Origin of the sequence: Phytohabitans sp. LJ34, from assembly GCF_052068095.1 — a bacterium.
Lineage (GTDB): Bacteria > Actinomycetota > Actinomycetes > Mycobacteriales > Micromonosporaceae > Phytohabitans.
In genome coordinates, this window is sequence record NZ_JBQHDG010000009.1 from 78509 (window position 1) to 94180 (window position 15672).

A 15672-nucleotide genomic window follows, 5' to 3' on the forward strand; every position below is an offset into this window, starting at 1 on the left:
TCCCCCGCCGGTTGCGCGTAGGGGGTGAGCGCGACCAACGGCGGACGGGTGAGGCCGCGGGAGCAGCGGTCTGGACCACGACGGACGTCGCGGTAGCTCAAATCTCTGTTCAAATAAGGGAAAGGCGACAAAGCGTCTAAAGGCGGCTCGCACGACGGACGCTGCGGTAGCCCTCCTGATCCTTGCTAGGTGGGCTGGCGGTCGACAGCAGTGATGACGCCGGTCAGGCGGTCGTAGCGGTACACCGTCGCCTGCCACGTCTCGGCCAGGACGGTCGTCACCAGCGCCCCCTGGTGTACGTCGTCGTAGCTGGTCAGCCAGCGCCACCGCTGGCCGTCGCGGAGTATGCGCACCGACCGGTCGAACCGGCCGCCGTCCGCGGTGATCGAGTAGCGCGGGCCGGCCGGCGGGTCGATGTCGAGGCCGCCGTCGGCACGGATGGTCAGTGTGACGATCAGGTTGCCCTGGGCGTCGTGGATCCGCGCCGGGTCGCCGACGTAGAACTTGCTGCGCCCCTGGCCCTGGATGTCCATGCCGTTGTAGAACGTGCGCCCCTGCGCGTCCATCCACAGGTGTGGCACGTGCGCCTTGGGTGCCCCGAACGTCAGCCCCGGGTAGTACGACAGGTGCCAGTGCGGCGGGTTGTCGAGGTGCAGCAGGTTGTTGGTCTCGAAGCCCATCAGCGCGAAGAAGTGCCCGCGCCGGCGCGCCTCGGCGGCCAGCCCCGAGTCCCGCAGGATCGCCTCGGTCGCCACCAGGTAGTTGATCGCGGCTTTCGCCTCTCCGGCGGGCCAGGGCACGCCGGCCCAGTAGCCGGCGGCGCGGTCCGGGTCGTTGTGCTCGATGCGCCAGTACACGCCGCTGGACGTGGCGCCGCTCGGGTAGCTGAACACCTGGAGCGTGGGTTGCGCGGCGTTCGCCGAGGCGGCGGTCACCGGCAGCGTGAACGTGACCCGCTCCGGGTCGGCCGGGTCCTGGGTGAGCGCGAGCCGGGTGTCGCCGGTGACGACGGCCGCCACGCGCTCGCCGGGCCACCGCACCGCGACCTCGATGCCCGTGCTGCGCGGCCCGCTCACGAACGTGTAGTACTCGGCGCGGCTGGCCACCTGGTAGTTCGTGCCGGCCACCGGCGTGTACCCGGATGGCAGCGTGATCTCGGGGGCGGCCGGCTCGCCGGGCGCGGCCCGGACCACCCGGAAGGAGGCGTAGGCGGTGGGTTCGGCGGCCACGGCCGGCTGGGCCGGGGCCAGGAGCAACGCGACGAGAAATAGGGCACGCACGGAGCGTGACGTTAAGGTCGCTCGATGAATCCCGGCTCAACACACGCCGACGTCCACCGTGAACAACGGTGGACGTCGGCGGGCCGCCGCTCAGGCGCGGGTGCGCGCCACCTGGGCGGTGACCGCCGCGGCCCAGGTCCAGATCACGATGCCGCCGGCCAGCATCCAGCGGTAGTCGTCGGTGGCGAAGGTGACGCTGGTCAGGCCGAGGTCCGCGACGACGGCGGCGACCGAGTACGCCACCCAGCCGCGCCGGCCCTCGGCGGCGAACCGGCGGGCGAACACGAACGCGGCGGCGACGAGCGCGACCGCGGCCACGGCCGGTGCGATGCCGTGCAGGATGCCGTGCCAGCTCAGCTGCTCGGGCGCGCCGTCGGGGGTGCCGACCGGAAAGCCGTACGCCGGGTCGGCGCTGAAGACGCCGCCCCAGACCAGGCCCACGCCGTACGTGCCGATCAGGATCGGGCCCCACGTGCCGGCCCGGCCGCCGCGCAGCACGCGCCGGAGGCCGAACGCGGAGGCGAAGGCCAGCACGCCGCAGGCGACGAAGTTCGTGGTCTGGATCCAGCCCAGGTCGCCGAGGGCGAGCAGGCTGAGCGGGTGCCGTCTGGGGTCGAAGCCGTCGCGGGTGAACGCCTGCGCGAGCACGCTGACGACGAAGATGGGCCCGGCCAGCACACCGGCGGTGAGCAGGGCGGTCGTGCGGCTGGGGCGGGCCACGGCGGTGGGGGTGGCGGCGATCTGAGCCATCGTTCGTTCCCTTCAGGAGGTCGGATGCAGGCTCAGACGGGTGGCGCGGGCCGGACTCATCGCCCGGCGGACGTCGATTTTGGAGAAGCCGCTTGTCAGAGGTCTCGGGTAGGTTGTGGGGCATCTAGGGCCGATGGGGGGTTCACCATGGGTGAGGCCACGAGCGTGGTGGGCGTGGAGTTGCGCCTGGACGAATACCGCACTGAGCTCAATGGCTACTGCTACCGGATGCTCGGCTCGGCCTTCGAGGCCGAAGACGCGGTGCAGGAGACGATGGTGCGCGCCTGGAAGGCGTACGACCGGTTCGAGGGGCGTTCGGCGCTCCGCTCCTGGTTGTACCGGATCGCGACGAATGTCTGCATGGACATGCTCGGCAGCGCCCAGCGCCGGGCCCGGCCGATGGAGCTCGGCCCGGCGTGGAAGGCGCGCGAGGTCACCGAGGTGGTGCCGCTGCCCGAGCAGGTGTGGGTGGGGCCGGTGCCGGACAGCCGCGTGGTGCCCGACCGCAGCGACCCGGCTGACGTGGCGGTGGCCCGCGACTCGATCCGGCTGGCGTTCGTCGCCGCCCTCCAGCACCTGCCGCCCAAGCAGCGCGCGGTGCTGATCCTGCGCGAGGTGCTGGCCTGGTCGGCTCAGGAGACCGCCGAGCTGCTCGGCCTCACCGTCGCCTCGGTCAATAGCGCGCTCCAGCGGGCCCGGGCCACGATCTCCTCGGTCGACCTGACCGGCGACCGGCTCGAGCCGCTCGACAAGGAGCAGAGCGACCTGCTCGCCCGCTACGTGAAGGCCTTCGAGGCGTATGACATGGCCTCGCTCGCCTCGCTTTTGCACGAAGACGCCACGCTCTCGATGCCGCCGCTCAAGTTCTGGTTCCGCGGCCACGAGGACATCCGCGACTTCATGGTCGGCCCCGGTGCGCCGTGCGCGGGTTCGCGGCTCGTCCCCACGGTGGCCAACGGGCTGCCCGCCTTCGGTCAGTACCGGCCGAGCGGCCCCAACGGCCGTCACGAGCCGTGGGCGCTGATCGTCCTGGAGATCTCAGGAGGCAAGATCGCGGGGATCAACTCGTTCCTCGACGTCGAGGCGGTCTTCCCGCTCTTCGGGCTCCCCAGCCGGCTCGACGACTTCAGCTGAGCCCACCAGCGGCAGCGCGTCGCTCAGGCCGGTGAGCAGGAGCAGGTCGCGCAGCCGCGGGTGCGCGCCGTAGAGGCGGATGCCGCACCCGAGCCGCCGCGCCATCAGCTGTAGGCGGGCGAGTACGTCGATCGTGTGCGCGTCCGGGCTGGTGATCGCCCGGACGTCGCAGATCACGACGTCCGCGGGAGAGTCCCGCACGATCGCGGCGAGGTGCTCGGACAGCACCGGTACGTCCGCGCGGCGGGCCGACGGGCCCACCACAAACACGGGCGCGCTCATGCCGACCTCCACTCGCCGGGTTGCGGGTACACGGAATGAGACCACCCGGCGAGCGGAAAGTCATCGCGCTGCGTGCGATTAGTTCGAGCGGCTCCAGGCGTCTGAACCCTCGACAAGAGCGATCACGATCAAGGGGGAACGCCATGAACCCGCAGGCCCTTCGGCAGCGGTTCGCCGGTCAGGTGCACCTGCCTGGCGAGCCCGGATACGACGAGAACCGCCGCTCCCTGAACCCCACCGTCGACGCCCACCCGGTCGCCGTCGTCGAGGCCGCGAGCGCCGCCGACGTGCGCACCGCGGTCGTCACGGCCCGCGCCCTCGACGTGCCGTTCTCGGTGCAGGCGACCGGCCACGGCACCCACACCGCCAACGACGGCGGGATCCTGCTCCGCACCTCCGGCCTGGCCACCGCGCTGGTCGACCCGGACCGGCGGATCGCCCGGGTCGGCGCCGGCACCCGGTGGGGCGCGGTGCTCGCCGCGGCCGCGCCGTTCGGCCTCGCCCCGCTCTCCGGCTCGTCGCCCGACGTGGGCGTCACCGGGTACACGCTCGGCGGCGGCGTGGGCTGGCTCGGCCGCCGGTACGGCTTCGCGGCCGACAGCGTGGTCCGCGCCGAGGTCGTGACCGCGGACGGCCGCGTGGTGACCGCCAGCGCCGACCGCAACGCCGACCTCTTCTGGGCGTTGCGCGGCGGCGGTGGCAACTTCGGCGTGGTGACCGCGCTGGAGTTCCGCCTTTACCCGGTCGCCGAGGTGTTCGCCGGCGCCGCGTACTTCGCCGCCGACAACGCCGCCGAGACCCTCGCCTGGTACCGCGACTGGGCCGCCACCGCGCCCGACGAGCTGAGCACCGCCGCGCTGCTGCGCCGCATGCCGGACTCGCCCGAGGTGCCCGAGGCGGTCCGCGGCCGGCGGGTGGTCATGATCAAGGCGATGTACGCGGGCGGCGCCGACCAGGCCCGGTGCCTGCTGCGTCCACTGTGGAACGCGGCCGGCCCGGTGCTGCACGACGACATGCGCTCGATGCGCTACGCCGACGCGGCGATGGGCGGCACCCCGGCCCGCTACCTCGACCTGTTCCCGTCGCTGCCGGACCCGGTGCTCCGCGTGCTGGCCGGCGCGCACGAAGACGGCCTCGCGTCCACCGTGGAGATCCGCCACTGGGGTGGCGCGATGGCGGCCCCCGGCACCGACGCCGGCCCGGTCGGGCACCGCGACATGCCGTTCTCGGTGATCGTCGACGCCTCGGTGCCGGCGCTCAACGCGGCCCTGCGCCCGTACGGCAGCGGCGGCTCGTTCCTCAACTTCCTCGCCGACCCGGGGCGCACCGCGAGCGCGTACACCGCGGAGAACCTGCGCCGCCTGCGGGGTGTGAAGGCCGCCTACGACCCGGACAACGTGTTCCGGGCGGGCCACAACATCACCCCTGACGTTCATCCGGCGTCCCGTTTGGCGGCACGCTGACCGCCGTACCGTTGCGGTCGTGGACGAGACCGCGACCGCGCCTCCACGGCCGGCCACCGGGGTGTGGCTGGCCGTGGAGTTCCTGGCCCTGTTCTTCGGCGTCGTGGGCGTGTACACGCTGGCCGGCAGCCCCGGCAGCCCGATCCCGTTTCTGGTGGTCGGTGCGATCGCCGCGTACGTCTACCTGCGCCGCCAGCGGGGTTTCGAGCGGCGCGACCTGACCCGGGCTGCCGCCGTGCCCGCGGCGCTGCCCGCGATCCTGGCCGGGTGGGCGGTGGCGGCCGTCGTGGGCGTGGTGGTGCTGGCGCTGGCCCAGCCGGAGCAGCTCTTCGAACTGCCCCGCGAGGAGCCGCTGATCTGGGCGATCGTGGTGGTCTTCTACCCGCTGCTCTCGGTGTACCCGCAGGAGCTGATCTACCGCGCGTTCCTCCTGCACCGGTACGCGCCGCTCCTCGGCACCGGCGCCGGGGCGGCCGCCGCGAGCGCCGCCGCGTTCGGCTTCGCCCACGTGATCTTCGGAAACGTGCTGTCGGTGGTGCTCACGCTCGCCGGCGGCTGGATCTTCGCCCGGCGGTACCAGAAGACCCGCTCGCTGCTGACGGTCTCGGTCGAGCACGCCCTCTACGGCGTCCTGGCCTTCACGATCGGATTCGGCGACCTCTTCTACCACGGCGCGGCGTGATCAATAGCCGCCGGCGCGCGGAGCGTGCAGCGCCGCGACCGTAGGCACCGGCGCGTCGATCGAACGCATGGCGCCGGCCCACCGCTCGAACGCCCGCTGCGCCTCGCCGTGCCGCCCCGCCACCCGCAACACCTCGACCAGCGCCCGGTGCGCCGGCTCGTCGTAGGCGTCGGTGACCAGCAGCCGCACCAGCGTGGTCGCCGCCTGGTCGAGGTCGCCCGCCCGCCGGCACAGCTCGGCCAGCTCGCGCAGTGCGCGCAGCCACACCGCGCGCGCCTCTTCGCGCAGCCCGTCGGCCCACTCCTCGTACGGCTCGTCGTCGAACGCGTCGCCCCGGTACGCCGCGTCGACCTCGGCGAGGATCTCCCGGGCCCGTTCGGGGTGGCCTTCGCGGGCCAGGCGCAGCCCGTGCGCGGCGTCGCGGAGCAGGTCTTCCACGTCCAGCGCCACCCGGCCGATGTCGAAGCAGACCCCGGCGGGATCCGCGCGCAGGTAGTGGTCCGCCGGCCGCTGCCGGCTCGGGTCCAGCACATTCCGGACCGCCGACAGGAGTACCGACAGCCGGTGCGCCGTCCGGGACGGCTCGTCGTCGGGCCACAGCAGCTCGCACAGCTCGCCGCGCGGCACCGGCCGTCCACGGCGGGCGATGAGGATCTTCAGCAGCGTGCGCGCCTGCCGGGAACGCCACGCCGGCAGCGGCACGGCCTGCCCGCCGACTACCACGTCGAAGCGCCCCAGCACGCGGACCCGCACCGGCGCCGCCTCCACCGGCGGCAGCGACGCACCCTCCACGGCCGGCACACCGAGGGCCACGAGGCGCCGCGTCGCCTCCCGCGCCGCCCACCGCTGCGGGCCGTCCGCCCCGGGCAGCCTTCCGAGGAGTACCCGCACGCGGTCGGCCGCCGGCTCCGCGCCCGCACGGCACCAGATCGCCTCCGCCTCGGCGAGCGCCGCGCGAGCGAGGCTCGCCTCACCTGTGACGGCGGCGGCGAGCTCGAGCGCCTCGGCGAGTACGTCGGCCTGGCGGCAGGCGCGGGCCGTCGCGACGGCTTGCTCCGCACACGCCTGTGCGCGTACCGGTTCGCCTGCCGCGAGGGCCACCCAGCCGCGTGCCATGTGCGCCTGCGCGGCGAAGCAAAGCGCGCCGCTCTCGGCGGCGTCCGCGGCCGCCGTGGCCGCGGCGACGGCGGCGTCCGGCTCGCCGCTCTCCACCAGCAGCCGGGCCAGCCCGACCAGCGCCGGTACCAGGATCTGGAGCTCCGCGTGCGCCCGCGCCAGCTCCGCGGCCTCCTCGAACGCGATCCGCGCCTGCTGCCGCCGCCCGAGGATCCGGTTGACCTCGCCGATGCCGTACACGCCCGGTGCGGTGCGGCTCAACCCCGCCCGGTGCGAGACCTGGATGGACCGTTCGAAGTGGAGGGTTGCCTCGTCGTAGCGGCCCAGCCGGGTCAGCGCCTCACCCGCGTTGTGCAGGGCGGTCACCAGCACCCCCGGCGGGCCGCCGACCTCGGCCGCCCGCACGGCGCGCGCGGCGACCCGCAACGCCTGCGGGTAGCGCGCGTCGCGGAGCAGGCAGTCCGCCTGGTTGGCCAGGATCCGCGCCTGCCGCACCAGGTCGCCCGCCCGCTCGGCCGCGGCCAACGCGCGCGCGAGGTGTTCGTCCCGCCGCACCCCCACGGCGATGTGCGCCGCGGCCAGGTGTGCGGCCGCCCAGCCCTGGTCGTCGCCCGCGACGGCGGCCGCGGCGAGCGCCTCGGCGGCGGCCGCACAGGCCCGCTCGGTCTCACCGAGCACGACGAGCACCGTGGCCCGGGAGGCCAGCACCTGTACGCCGTCGCGGTCGGTGGCGCTGTCGCTCCGGTCCAGCAGGTCGAGTGCGCCGCGGTAGTCGCCGCGCATGTAGTGCAGCATCGCCGCCCGCCAGGCCAGCGCGGCCGGCCACCGCCCGGTCCGCTCGGCCTCCGCGAGCAGCGGCGCGAACGCCGTCGCCGCGCCCGCCACGTCGCCGGCCATCCGCAGCGCGTCGGCCCGCACCAGGCGCAGCGGCGCGGTGCGCGCGCCCGCCGGGAGCGACTCCACCAGCCGGGCCACCTCGACCGCCCCGCCGGCCGCCAGCATCTCGTCGCCGTGCGCCGCCAGCAGCGCCGCCGCCCGCGAGGCCGCGCCGGCCGCCGCGAGGGTACGGGCCGCCGCCAGCGGGTAGCCGTTGTCCGCGTACCACTCGGCGGCCGCGATCCGGGTGTCCGCGGACCGCGTTGCCCGGCCCGCGCGGCGGGTCAGCACCGCCCGGAGCATCGGGACCAGCCGCAGCGTTCCCGGCCGGCGGACGGGGGCGGCCACCATCAGGCCGGTCGCGGCCAACCAGCGCAGCGCCTCCACCGTCCCATCCGGACTGTCACCGGTGGACGGTGTGAGCGTCGTGCAGAGGGCCTTCGAGACGGGGTCCAGGTCGGTGACCGCCTCCAGCAGCCGCGCCGCCGGGGCGGGCAGGTCGGCGAGCACCTGGTCGCGCACCCAGCACGCGCCCGCCGTGCCCGGCTCGGCGAGCGCGGCCAGCAGGTCTCGCCGGCCCACGCCCTGCCGGTCCAGGGCCGCGCCGGCCAGCTGCACCAGCGCGGGCCAGCCGGCGGTCAGCTCGTACGTCAGGTAGGCCAGATCGGTGTCGCCCACGCCGTGCTCGTCGCGGAGCGTACGGATCACCTGGTCGGGGGTGAGCGCGAGGTCGGCGGGGCCGCGGGTGACGGGCGGTGCGGGCAGCCCGGCCAGCACGGCCAGCGCATCCGGGTGGAGCGGGCGGCGCGCCGCCAGGGACAGGCGTACGTCGTGCAGGCCTGCCGCCCAGTGGGCCAGCCGCACCTGGTCCGCGTCGCCGAGGCGGCACACGTCGTCGACGCCGGCGTCGAGCGCGAGCGGCGGCTCCGCGAAGGCGGGCACCACCGCGCACGCACTCTCCAGCGCCGTCGTCTTGCCGTATCCGGCGGCGGCGACGAGCAGGAGACAGCGAGAAGGCGCCACGCACACACTATCGGCGTCGACGCGCCGGTCGCCCGTGCTCCAGTCGCGATGCCGACCCGACGTATCTACGGCGTGCGACGGCTCTCGGTTGCTCCCACCCGGCACCGGCGGCGATGATGCGCGGATGACCACCATGGGGGACATCGCCTTGCTGCGCCTCGTCGCGCAGCGGCTCGCCGGTCCGGGCCATGACACCGCGGCGGGCGCCGTACGGTGGCTGACCGCCGCCCAGGCGCAGGACCACGCCGGCGCGGTCACGTCCGTCGCGCTCCGCACCGCCGGGGGCACGCGCGCCGCGGTCGAGGCGGCCTTCGACGCGGGCGAGATCGTCAAGTCGTGGCCGATGCGCGGCACGCTCCACCTCGTCGCGGCCGAAGACCTGCCGTGGATCCTCACCCTCGGGGTGCCGCGGGTGATGGCCAAGGCGGTCGTGCGCCAGGCCGAGCTCGCGCTCGACGACAAGACCCTCGAGTACGCGCGGCAACTCACCCAGGAGGCGTTGGGCGGCGGTCGTTCGATGCGCCGCGACGAGCTCATCGGCGTGTGGGACGAGGCCGGTGTCACCCCGGCCGGGCAGCGCGGCTACCACATCCTGCGGCACTTGGCGATGACCGGCGTGGTGTGCTTCGGCCCGGTACGCGCCGGCGAGCAGCTCGTCGTGCTCGTCGAGGAGTGGATCCCCCAGCCACGCCGGCCCGAGCGGGACGAGGCGCTGGGCGAGCTGGCGCTGCGCTACTTCCGCGGTCACGGTCCGGCCACGGTCAAGGACTACACGCGCTGGGCCGGCCTCACCGCCACCGAGGTCAAGGCCGGCCTGGCGGTCGCGCGGCCCCTACTGGCCACGATCCAGGCAGGCGGCGTCGAGTACCTGATGGACCCGGCCACCCCCGACCTGCTCGCCGCCCACCGCAAGGCGGCCCGCGAGGTGCTGCTGCTGCCCGGCTTCGACGAGTACATGCTGGGCTACGCCGACCGCTCCGCGGCCCTCCCCGCCGAGCACGCCGACCGCATCGTCCCCGGCGGCAACGGCGTCTTCCAGCCCACCGTGGTGAGCGCCGGCCAGGTCGTCGGCACCTGGCGGGCGGCCGGCAAGGCGGGGCGGCGCGAGGTGGCGGCGACCCCGTTCACGGCGTTCACCCGGTCGGTGGCGGCGGCCGTCCCCAAGCGGTACGCGGCCGGCCCGTACCCCCGGTGATATCCTGGCCGGGTGAACGCGTCGACAGCCCAGGTGATGATGCCCCGCTAGCGGGGACACTCCGAGCTGCACGCACGAGGCCCCCGAGACGGGGCCTCTCTTCATGTCCGCGGGGCCCCGCTCCTACCCGCGAGGATCGCTAACGATGACCTACTACGTGACCACCACGATCCCGTACGTCAACGCCAGCCCGCACCTCGGCTTCGCGCTGGAGCTGGTGCAGGCCGACGTGCTCGCGCGGCACCGGAGGCAGCGCGGCGACGCGGTGCGCTTCCTCTCCGGCACCGACGACAACTCGCTCAAGAACGTGCTCGCCGCCGCGGCCGAAGGAGTGTCCACACAGGAGCTCGTCGACCGCAACGCGGGCGCGTTCGAAGCGCTGCGCGGGCCGCTCGGCCTCTCGTTCGACGACTTCATCCGGACCAGCCGCGACCCTCGGCATCGCCCCGGCGTGGAGCGGCTGTGGCGGGCCTGCGCCGAGTCCGGCGACCTCTACCGCAAGCACTACGAAGGCTTGTACTGCGTCGGCTGCGAGCAGTTCTACACGCCGGCGGAGCTGGCCGGTGGGCGCTGTCCCGAGCACGGCACCGAGCCGCAGCGGGTCGCCGAGGAAAACTGGTTCTTCCGCCTCTCCCGCTACCAGGACCGCCTCCTCGACGTGATCCACAGTGGACGGCTGCGGATCGAGCCGGCCGCGCGGCGCAACGAGGTGCTCGCGTTCGTCGCGGCCGGGTTGGAAGACTTCAGCATCTCCCGCTCGCACACCCGCGCGCGGGGCTGGGGCATCCCCGTGCCGGGCGACGAGGGCCAGGTCATCTACGTCTGGTGGGACGCGCTCGGCAACTACGTCACGTCGCTCGACTACGGCACCGGCGGCGCGGCGTACGACCGCTGGTGGGTGCGCGGCGACCGCCGGGTCCACCTGGTCGGCAAGGGAGTGTTGCGCTTCCACGCCGTGTACTGGCCGGCGATGCTGCTGTCGGCCGGTGCGCCGCTGCCCACGGACGTGCTGGTGCACGACTACCTCACCGCCGAGGGCCAGAAGATCAGCAAGTCGTCGGGGGCGGTGGTCGACCCGGTCGCGCTCGTCGACCGCTTCGGCGTGGACGCGGTGCGGTGGTGGCTGCTGCGCGAGGTGCCCCGCGTCGGCGACGCCGACTTCACGGTGGCGCGGCTGACCGCCCGCTACGAACGGGACCTGGCCAACGACCTGGGCAACCTCGTGCACCGAGTGGTCAGCATGGTCCACCGTTACCGGGGCGGGACTCCCCGCCGGTACCAGATGAATGAGGGTGACCCACTGGTGGCCGCGTGGCGCGCGGCGCCCGGGCGGGTGGACGCGGCGCTGGCGGATTTCGATTTTCGCCTGGCGACGGCGGCCGTGTGGCAGGTGGTGGAGGAGGCCAACCGGTACGTGGAGGAGGCCCGCCCGTGGCAGCTCGCGCGGAGCGACGCGGCGGCGCTGGACCAGGCGCTCGGCGTGTTGCTGGCCGCGTGCCAGGCGGTGGGCGAGCTGCTGGCGCCGTTTCTGCCGGAGGCGGCCGCGCGCGTCACGGCCCAGTGCGCCCCGGTCGACGGCCGCCTTCCCGAGCCACGTCCCCTGTTTCCACGGGTTGACGAGCCAGCAGTGCCGCCCGGAGGTTGAGGATGTGAGCGTGACGGACGGCAGCCGCGTGGACCACCACCACCGGTGGATGAGCCGCGCGGTCGACCTGGCCCGCCGCTCGCCGCACTCCGCCGCCGCCTTCGCGGTCGGTGCGGTGATCGTGTCCGACAGCGGGCGGGAGATCGCCTACGGCTACTCCCGGGACGACGATCCCCACGTTCACGCCGAGGAATCCGCCCTGCTCAAGGCCGCCGGCGACCGCCGGCTCACCACGGCGACCCTCTACAGCACGCTGGAACCGTGCACCACGCGGCGTAGCCGGCCGCACGCCACCTGCACCAGTCTGATCATCGCCGCCGGCATCCCCGAGGTGGTGTTCGCCTGGCGCGAGCCGGCCCTCTTCGCCGCGTGCGAGGGCGTGGCGATGCTGATGGCGGCCGGCGTGGCGGTGGTGGAGCTGCCCGAGTTCGCCCATCTGGCGCGGGCGGCCAACGCCCACCTCGGCCTCTGACCGCCCCGCCTCACACCGCTCGGCGGTAGCCGTACGTCTCGTGCCCCTTCGCGAAGCCCAGCGACTCGTACAACCGCCGCGCCGCCACGTTTTCCGCGTTGTGGTTGACGGTCGCGGTCGCCATGCCGGCCTCCGCCATGCGGGCCATGCCGGCCACCATCACCGCGCGGGCCAGCCCCCGGCGCTGAAACGCGGAGTGCGTGCCCACCGGCTCGAAGTGACCGGTCCTATTGCGACTGTCCATCCAGCACACCGTGAACGCCGCGATCCGCCCGTCGTCCGCCACCGCCACGATCTCGCGCGCCGGGTCGTAGCCGGGCTTCGCCATCACCTCGTCGCGGTACTGCCCGCCGGTCCAGTCGTCCGCGAACGACGTGTTGCGCGCCTCGGCAAGCCCGTCCGCGTCGTCGAACGTGGCGGCCCGGATCGTGAACCCTGCCGGCGGCTCCTCCGCCGGCAGCTCACCGAGCGGCCGCTCACGCACGTCGTCCCAGGTGCGAAAGCGCGCGAACCCGAGCCGGGTAAGCAGGTCGATCCGCGCGGTGTCACAGTCGAAGACGTCGGTGCCCACGTACGCCCCGGTGATCAGCCCGCCGGTCGTCGCGGCCGCGACGCGTAACATCTCCTCCTCGGCGGACGAGCCCCGCAACGCCGGCGCGGTGAAGACGTCGAACGCCTCGCCGAACCGCAGGTTGATGCCCAGCCCCACCAGCTCCGGCCCGTCTTCCCACACCTGGACCAGCTCACCGACCGGCCGGCGGCCGCGCAGGTTTTCGTAGACCCGGTGCGGCAGCTCGCCGATGTGGTCGTATCCGCACCGGCCCGCCTCCGCGATCCACCCCGAAAACGTCTCCTGGAGGGCCGGCATGTCGGCGTCACGGTAGGGGCGCATCCGCACGAGAGAAACACTACGTCGCTCCTCAAGCGGATTCGCACGCTCCGGCGGCTGGCTTGGGCTCGCCGAAACCCCGATCTCCGCTGCCTGCCTTCATCGCGAGCCGGTGAAGGCGGGGCGCGGCTTCACTCGAAGAGGGAGTAGTGGCGGTTGGGGTCCGCGCGGTGGCGGGTGCGGATGCGCCGGACGACGACCGCGATGTCGATCGCGGCCACGGCCGCCAGCGCGCTCGCGATGATCGCCAGCACCGGCTGGTCGGCGACGGCGAGCAGCACCGCCAACACCACCATGAACACGAGACCGATCGAGGCGAGCAGGAGCCGCAGGTTGAGGGCGCTGTACGCGTGTCCAACCGTCCCGCGCCGGCCACGCGGCTGTCCGGGTTGTGTGCTCATGTCATTGCGGATACCCCGATTTCGTACACCCCACACTTGATAAATGATTCTGCACGGCCGCTAGCTGGGAATACGTAGAAGATCGGATCGAGGGATTGACAGGGTTAAGGACCTCGCCGAGAATCTTGGGGGACTGCAGCGCCGCGGCCGAAATGCGATTCGAGTTTGGCCTGAGTCGTCAATTTCTCGTCGCCTGAAACCTTCTCCGAAGGGCGGGGACGCCGTGCATAGTGGCTTATTGTGCTTGCCGTATCCTGCACTATTGCCCAAAACAAGAGAGCAGGTCGCGGGCGTGACGCGCGACCTGTCTTACTCCGGGGTAATTGAAACGGTCTTCGATCCCGGTCTATGGGATGAGCAGTGGTCGGACATTGTGCCCGTTGATGACGACGACCCCGAGCACGTCGAACATGACCGTTATTTCCAGGTCACCCGTGCGAAACATAGGCCTGCATTCGCGTTTGTGCGCGGCCTCCTTCAAAGCCATTCCTCGGTACACGAAAACGGCCTGGCCATGGGCCTTTCGATTGTCGACCCGGTGGAGTGGCAGGAACTGTTCGCCGGGCTCGACGCGCTCCTGCGATACGCGGCGGGCGACGGGCTCAAGGAGGGCGTCCCCGTCGTCCTGCGCCCCGCCCCGCGGCACACTCCGGCCGGCTACGACCCGGAGCGGCGCTGGCTGATCGGCCACCAGCTCTTCTTCGCGCTGCTGCAAGGCGTGATCGTCGGTATCAACTGCTACCTCGAGGCGAGCGCGGAGGATCGGGACGGCGAAGCGGCCGCCGACGCGGACGCCGCCGTGCGGGTCGCGGCCGCGTTCATGCGCAGCTCGGCGGCGGCCATCAAGTTCACCTCCGACTTCGGCCCGGTCGACTACGAGGAGCGCATCCGGCCGGCGATGAGCCCGCCCGCCGTGCGCGAGGGCTTCAGTGGGCTTCAGACCCGCGACCACTCCTACCTGGTCGGCCTCTTCGGGCGGCTGCGGGCCACCGCGGCGGCGCACGGGCGGGGCCCGGCGGGTGAGGCGTTCGAGCAGTTCGTCGAGGCGACGGTCACGGCGTACGAGGCGCACAAGTTCATCTGCGCCCGCTTCGGCGGCGACGTGCTGCCCAGCCTGCGGATGGCCGCCGCCTCCCGCGGGCGCAGCACGCAGGCCGGCCTTACCGCGCTCCGCCAGCTCATGCGGGCGCGGCTTTTCGCGCTGACCCCCGAGGGCACCCTGGCGCGAGCCGCGGTCCCGACGTCGACCCTCACCAGCGAGCGGAGTGAATGCTGATGACCACCACCCAGGTCGGGATCGTCGGAGCCGGCCCCGCCGGGATGCTCGCCGCCACCCTGCTGCGCCGGGCCGGCGTCGAGTGCGTGGTGGTCGAGCACCGCGACCGGGCGTACGTGGAGCAGCGCTCCCGCGGCGGCACCGTCGAGCACCGCGTGGTCGACCTGCTGCGCCGCCACGACCTGGCCGGCGGGCTGCTCGGCACCGGCCAGGTGGAAAACAAGATCGAGTTTCGGATGGGCGGCCGGCGCTACCCGCTCCGGTACGACCCGATCGCGCAGGGGCGCAGCCACTACATCTACCCGCAGCAGTTCCTCGTGCGCGACCTTGTCGAGGCCTACCTGGGCGACGGCGGCGACCTGCGCTTCGAGACGCCGGCCCGGGTGATCACCGGCATCGAGGGCGACCACCCGCGGATCGAGGTGGAGAGCCCGGACGGCGGCGCCGAGGTGATCGAGTGCGACGTGGTGGTCGGCGCCGACGGCGAGTACGGCGTGTCCCGTCGCACCGTGCCGCCGGGCGCCCTGCGCAGCTACGAGCACCAGTACGAATACGCGTGGCTGGCCGTGCTCGCCCAGGCCCCGCCCTCCAGCGACTGCGTCATCAACTCCATCCACGAGTCGGGCTCGTGCGTGCACGTGCGGCGTACCCCCGAGGTGAGCCGCTTCTACCTCCAGTGCGCGCGCGACGACACCACGGACGACTGGCCGGAGGAGCGCATCTGGAAGGAGATCCGGCTGCGCCTGGCGCTCGACGAGCCGTGGACCCTCCACGAAGGACCGATCCTCTCCACCGGCATGGTGCGCATGCGCAGCCTGGTCTGTACGCCGATGCGGCACGGCTCGCTCTTCCTGGCCGGCGACGCGGCGCACGTCGTGCCGCCGGTGGGAGGCAAGGGCTTCAACCTCGCGTTGGCCGACGCCGAGGAGCTGGCGCTCGGCCTGGTCGACCGCTTCGTCCGCCACGACCACGAACGGCTCGACGCGTACTCGGCGACGCGGCTCGCCCGCATCTGGCGCGTCCAGGAGTTCGTGCACTGGATGATGGACCTGGTCAACACGCCCGGCTTGGGCACGCCGACCGCGCCGTTTCTGCACCAGGTGCAGATGGCCCGGCTGGAGCGGATCATCGCCTCCCCGTCGTACGGCGCGGCCTTCCTGGAGGACTACATCGGCTACTGGTGAAAGC

General features: G+C 73.2%; 14 protein-coding genes. 8 read left to right on the top strand and 6 right to left on the bottom strand.

All coding sequences use genetic code 11. The features are described from left to right. Positions 1-185: 185 nt before the first annotated feature. Positions 186-1280, bottom strand: coding sequence for a hypothetical protein (locus ACTMTJ_RS17790; protein WP_441217860.1), 1095 nt, complete (start codon positions 1278-1280; stop codon positions 186-188). A gap of 90 nt (positions 1281-1370) precedes the next feature. Then, entirely contained in the window at positions 1371-2030 is a 660-nt protein-coding gene (locus ACTMTJ_RS17795) for a DUF998 domain-containing protein (RefSeq protein ID WP_441217862.1), read from the bottom strand. Between the two features lie 147 nt (positions 2031-2177). Here ACTMTJ_RS17795 and ACTMTJ_RS17800 point away from each other — a divergent pair, with 147 nt between their 5' ends. Then, entirely contained in the window at positions 2178-3164 is a 987-nt protein-coding gene (locus ACTMTJ_RS17800; RefSeq protein ID WP_441217863.1) for a sigma-70 family RNA polymerase sigma factor, read from the top strand. Here the strand turns inward: ACTMTJ_RS17800 and ACTMTJ_RS17805 are convergent. After that, positions 3069-3446 carry an STAS domain-containing protein gene (locus ACTMTJ_RS17805; protein ID WP_441217865.1) on the bottom strand — a complete coding sequence of 126 codons (378 nt, stop codon included), beginning with the start codon at positions 3444-3446 and terminating at the stop codon, positions 3069-3071. The two genes, ACTMTJ_RS17800 and ACTMTJ_RS17805, sit on opposite strands and share 96 nt — an antisense overlap. 143 nt (positions 3447-3589) lie before the next feature. Between ACTMTJ_RS17805 and ACTMTJ_RS17810 the strand changes: the two genes are divergently transcribed. Together ACTMTJ_RS17810 and ACTMTJ_RS17815 are read left to right on the top strand one after the other, a co-directional pair. Next, complete coding sequence (locus tag ACTMTJ_RS17810; protein WP_441217867.1) at positions 3590-4909, top strand: FAD-binding oxidoreductase; 1320 nt, start codon at positions 3590-3592, stop codon at positions 4907-4909. A gap of 19 nt (positions 4910-4928) precedes the next feature. Continuing rightward, complete coding sequence (locus ACTMTJ_RS17815) at positions 4929-5591, top strand: CPBP family glutamic-type intramembrane protease (RefSeq protein WP_441217869.1); 663 nt, start codon at positions 4929-4931, stop codon at positions 5589-5591. On the opposite strand, the gene ACTMTJ_RS17820 is transcribed toward ACTMTJ_RS17815, so the two are convergent. Then, positions 5592-8606 (bottom strand): tetratricopeptide repeat protein, encoded by a 3015-nt coding sequence (locus ACTMTJ_RS17820; protein WP_441217871.1) that lies wholly within the window; start codon positions 8604-8606, stop codon positions 5592-5594. It abuts the gene before it with no gap. A gap of 124 nt (positions 8607-8730) precedes the next feature. On the opposite strand from ACTMTJ_RS17820, the gene ACTMTJ_RS17825 reads away from it, so the two are divergent. From ACTMTJ_RS17825 to ACTMTJ_RS17835, 3 genes are all read left to right on the top strand, one after another. Continuing rightward, complete coding sequence (locus tag ACTMTJ_RS17825; RefSeq protein ID WP_441217873.1) at positions 8731-9801, top strand: winged helix DNA-binding domain-containing protein; 1071 nt, start codon at positions 8731-8733, stop codon at positions 9799-9801. 145 nt (positions 9802-9946) lie between these two features. Continuing rightward, the gene (locus tag ACTMTJ_RS17830) at positions 9947-11446 is read left to right on the top strand and encodes a methionine--tRNA ligase (protein ID WP_441217875.1); all 1500 of its coding nucleotides are present in this window, start codon (positions 9947-9949) and stop codon (positions 11444-11446) included. A gap of 10 nt (positions 11447-11456) precedes the next feature. Continuing rightward, positions 11457-11918 (top strand): deaminase, encoded by a 462-nt coding sequence (locus tag ACTMTJ_RS17835; RefSeq protein WP_441217877.1) that lies wholly within the window; start codon positions 11457-11459, stop codon positions 11916-11918. Between the two features lie 10 nt (positions 11919-11928). On the opposite strand, the gene ACTMTJ_RS17840 is transcribed toward ACTMTJ_RS17835, so the two are convergent. Together ACTMTJ_RS17840 and ACTMTJ_RS17845 are read right to left on the bottom strand one after the other, a co-directional pair. Continuing rightward, positions 11929-12810, bottom strand: coding sequence for a GNAT family N-acetyltransferase (locus ACTMTJ_RS17840; protein WP_441218234.1), 882 nt, complete (start codon positions 12808-12810; stop codon positions 11929-11931). A gap of 128 nt (positions 12811-12938) precedes the next feature. After that, on the bottom strand, positions 12939-13208 hold the full coding sequence (locus ACTMTJ_RS17845; protein WP_441217879.1) for a DUF6343 family protein: 270 nt from the start codon (positions 13206-13208) through the stop codon (positions 12939-12941). 514 nt (positions 13209-13722) lie between these two features. Between ACTMTJ_RS17845 and ACTMTJ_RS17850 the strand changes: the two genes are divergently transcribed. After that, positions 13723-14484 carry a hypothetical protein gene (locus ACTMTJ_RS17850; protein ID WP_441217881.1) on the top strand — a complete coding sequence of 254 codons (762 nt, stop codon included), beginning with the start codon at positions 13723-13725 and terminating at the stop codon, positions 14482-14484. After that, on the top strand, positions 14484-15668 hold the full coding sequence (locus tag ACTMTJ_RS17855) for a 4-hydroxybenzoate 3-monooxygenase (RefSeq protein ID WP_441217883.1): 1185 nt from the start codon (positions 14484-14486) through the stop codon (positions 15666-15668). The genes ACTMTJ_RS17850 and ACTMTJ_RS17855 overlap by 1 nt, the downstream gene beginning before the upstream one ends. The last annotated feature ends 4 nt before the right edge of the window (positions 15669-15672 follow it).

What these genes read in the sequence shown, in the direction of transcription:
- ACTMTJ_RS17795 (WP_441217862.1), bottom strand. Translation starts at nt 2,030, where the DNA reads ATGGCTCAGATCGCCGCCACCCCCACCGCCGTGGCCCGCCCCAGCCGC.
- ACTMTJ_RS17800 (WP_441217863.1), top strand. Translation starts at nt 2,178, where the DNA reads ATGGGTGAGGCCACGAGCGTGGTGGGCGTGGAGTTGCGCCTGGACGAA.
- ACTMTJ_RS17805 (WP_441217865.1), bottom strand. Translation starts at nt 3,446, where the DNA reads ATGAGCGCGCCCGTGTTTGTGGTGGGCCCGTCGGCCCGCCGCGCGGAC.
- ACTMTJ_RS17810 (WP_441217867.1), top strand. Translation starts at nt 3,590, where the DNA reads ATGAACCCGCAGGCCCTTCGGCAGCGGTTCGCCGGTCAGGTGCACCTG.
- ACTMTJ_RS17825 (WP_441217873.1), top strand. Translation starts at nt 8,731, where the DNA reads ATGACCACCATGGGGGACATCGCCTTGCTGCGCCTCGTCGCGCAGCGG.
- ACTMTJ_RS17830 (WP_441217875.1), top strand. Translation starts at nt 9,947, where the DNA reads ATGACCTACTACGTGACCACCACGATCCCGTACGTCAACGCCAGCCCG.
- ACTMTJ_RS17840 (WP_441218234.1), bottom strand. Translation starts at nt 12,810, where the DNA reads ATGCGCCCCTACCGTGACGCCGACATGCCGGCCCTCCAGGAGACGTTT.
- ACTMTJ_RS17845 (WP_441217879.1), bottom strand. Translation starts at nt 13,208, where the DNA reads ATGAGCACACAACCCGGACAGCCGCGTGGCCGGCGCGGGACGGTTGGA.
- ACTMTJ_RS17850 (WP_441217881.1), top strand. Translation starts at nt 13,723, where the DNA reads ATGGGCCTTTCGATTGTCGACCCGGTGGAGTGGCAGGAACTGTTCGCC.
- ACTMTJ_RS17855 (WP_441217883.1), top strand. Translation starts at nt 14,484, where the DNA reads ATGACCACCACCCAGGTCGGGATCGTCGGAGCCGGCCCCGCCGGGATG.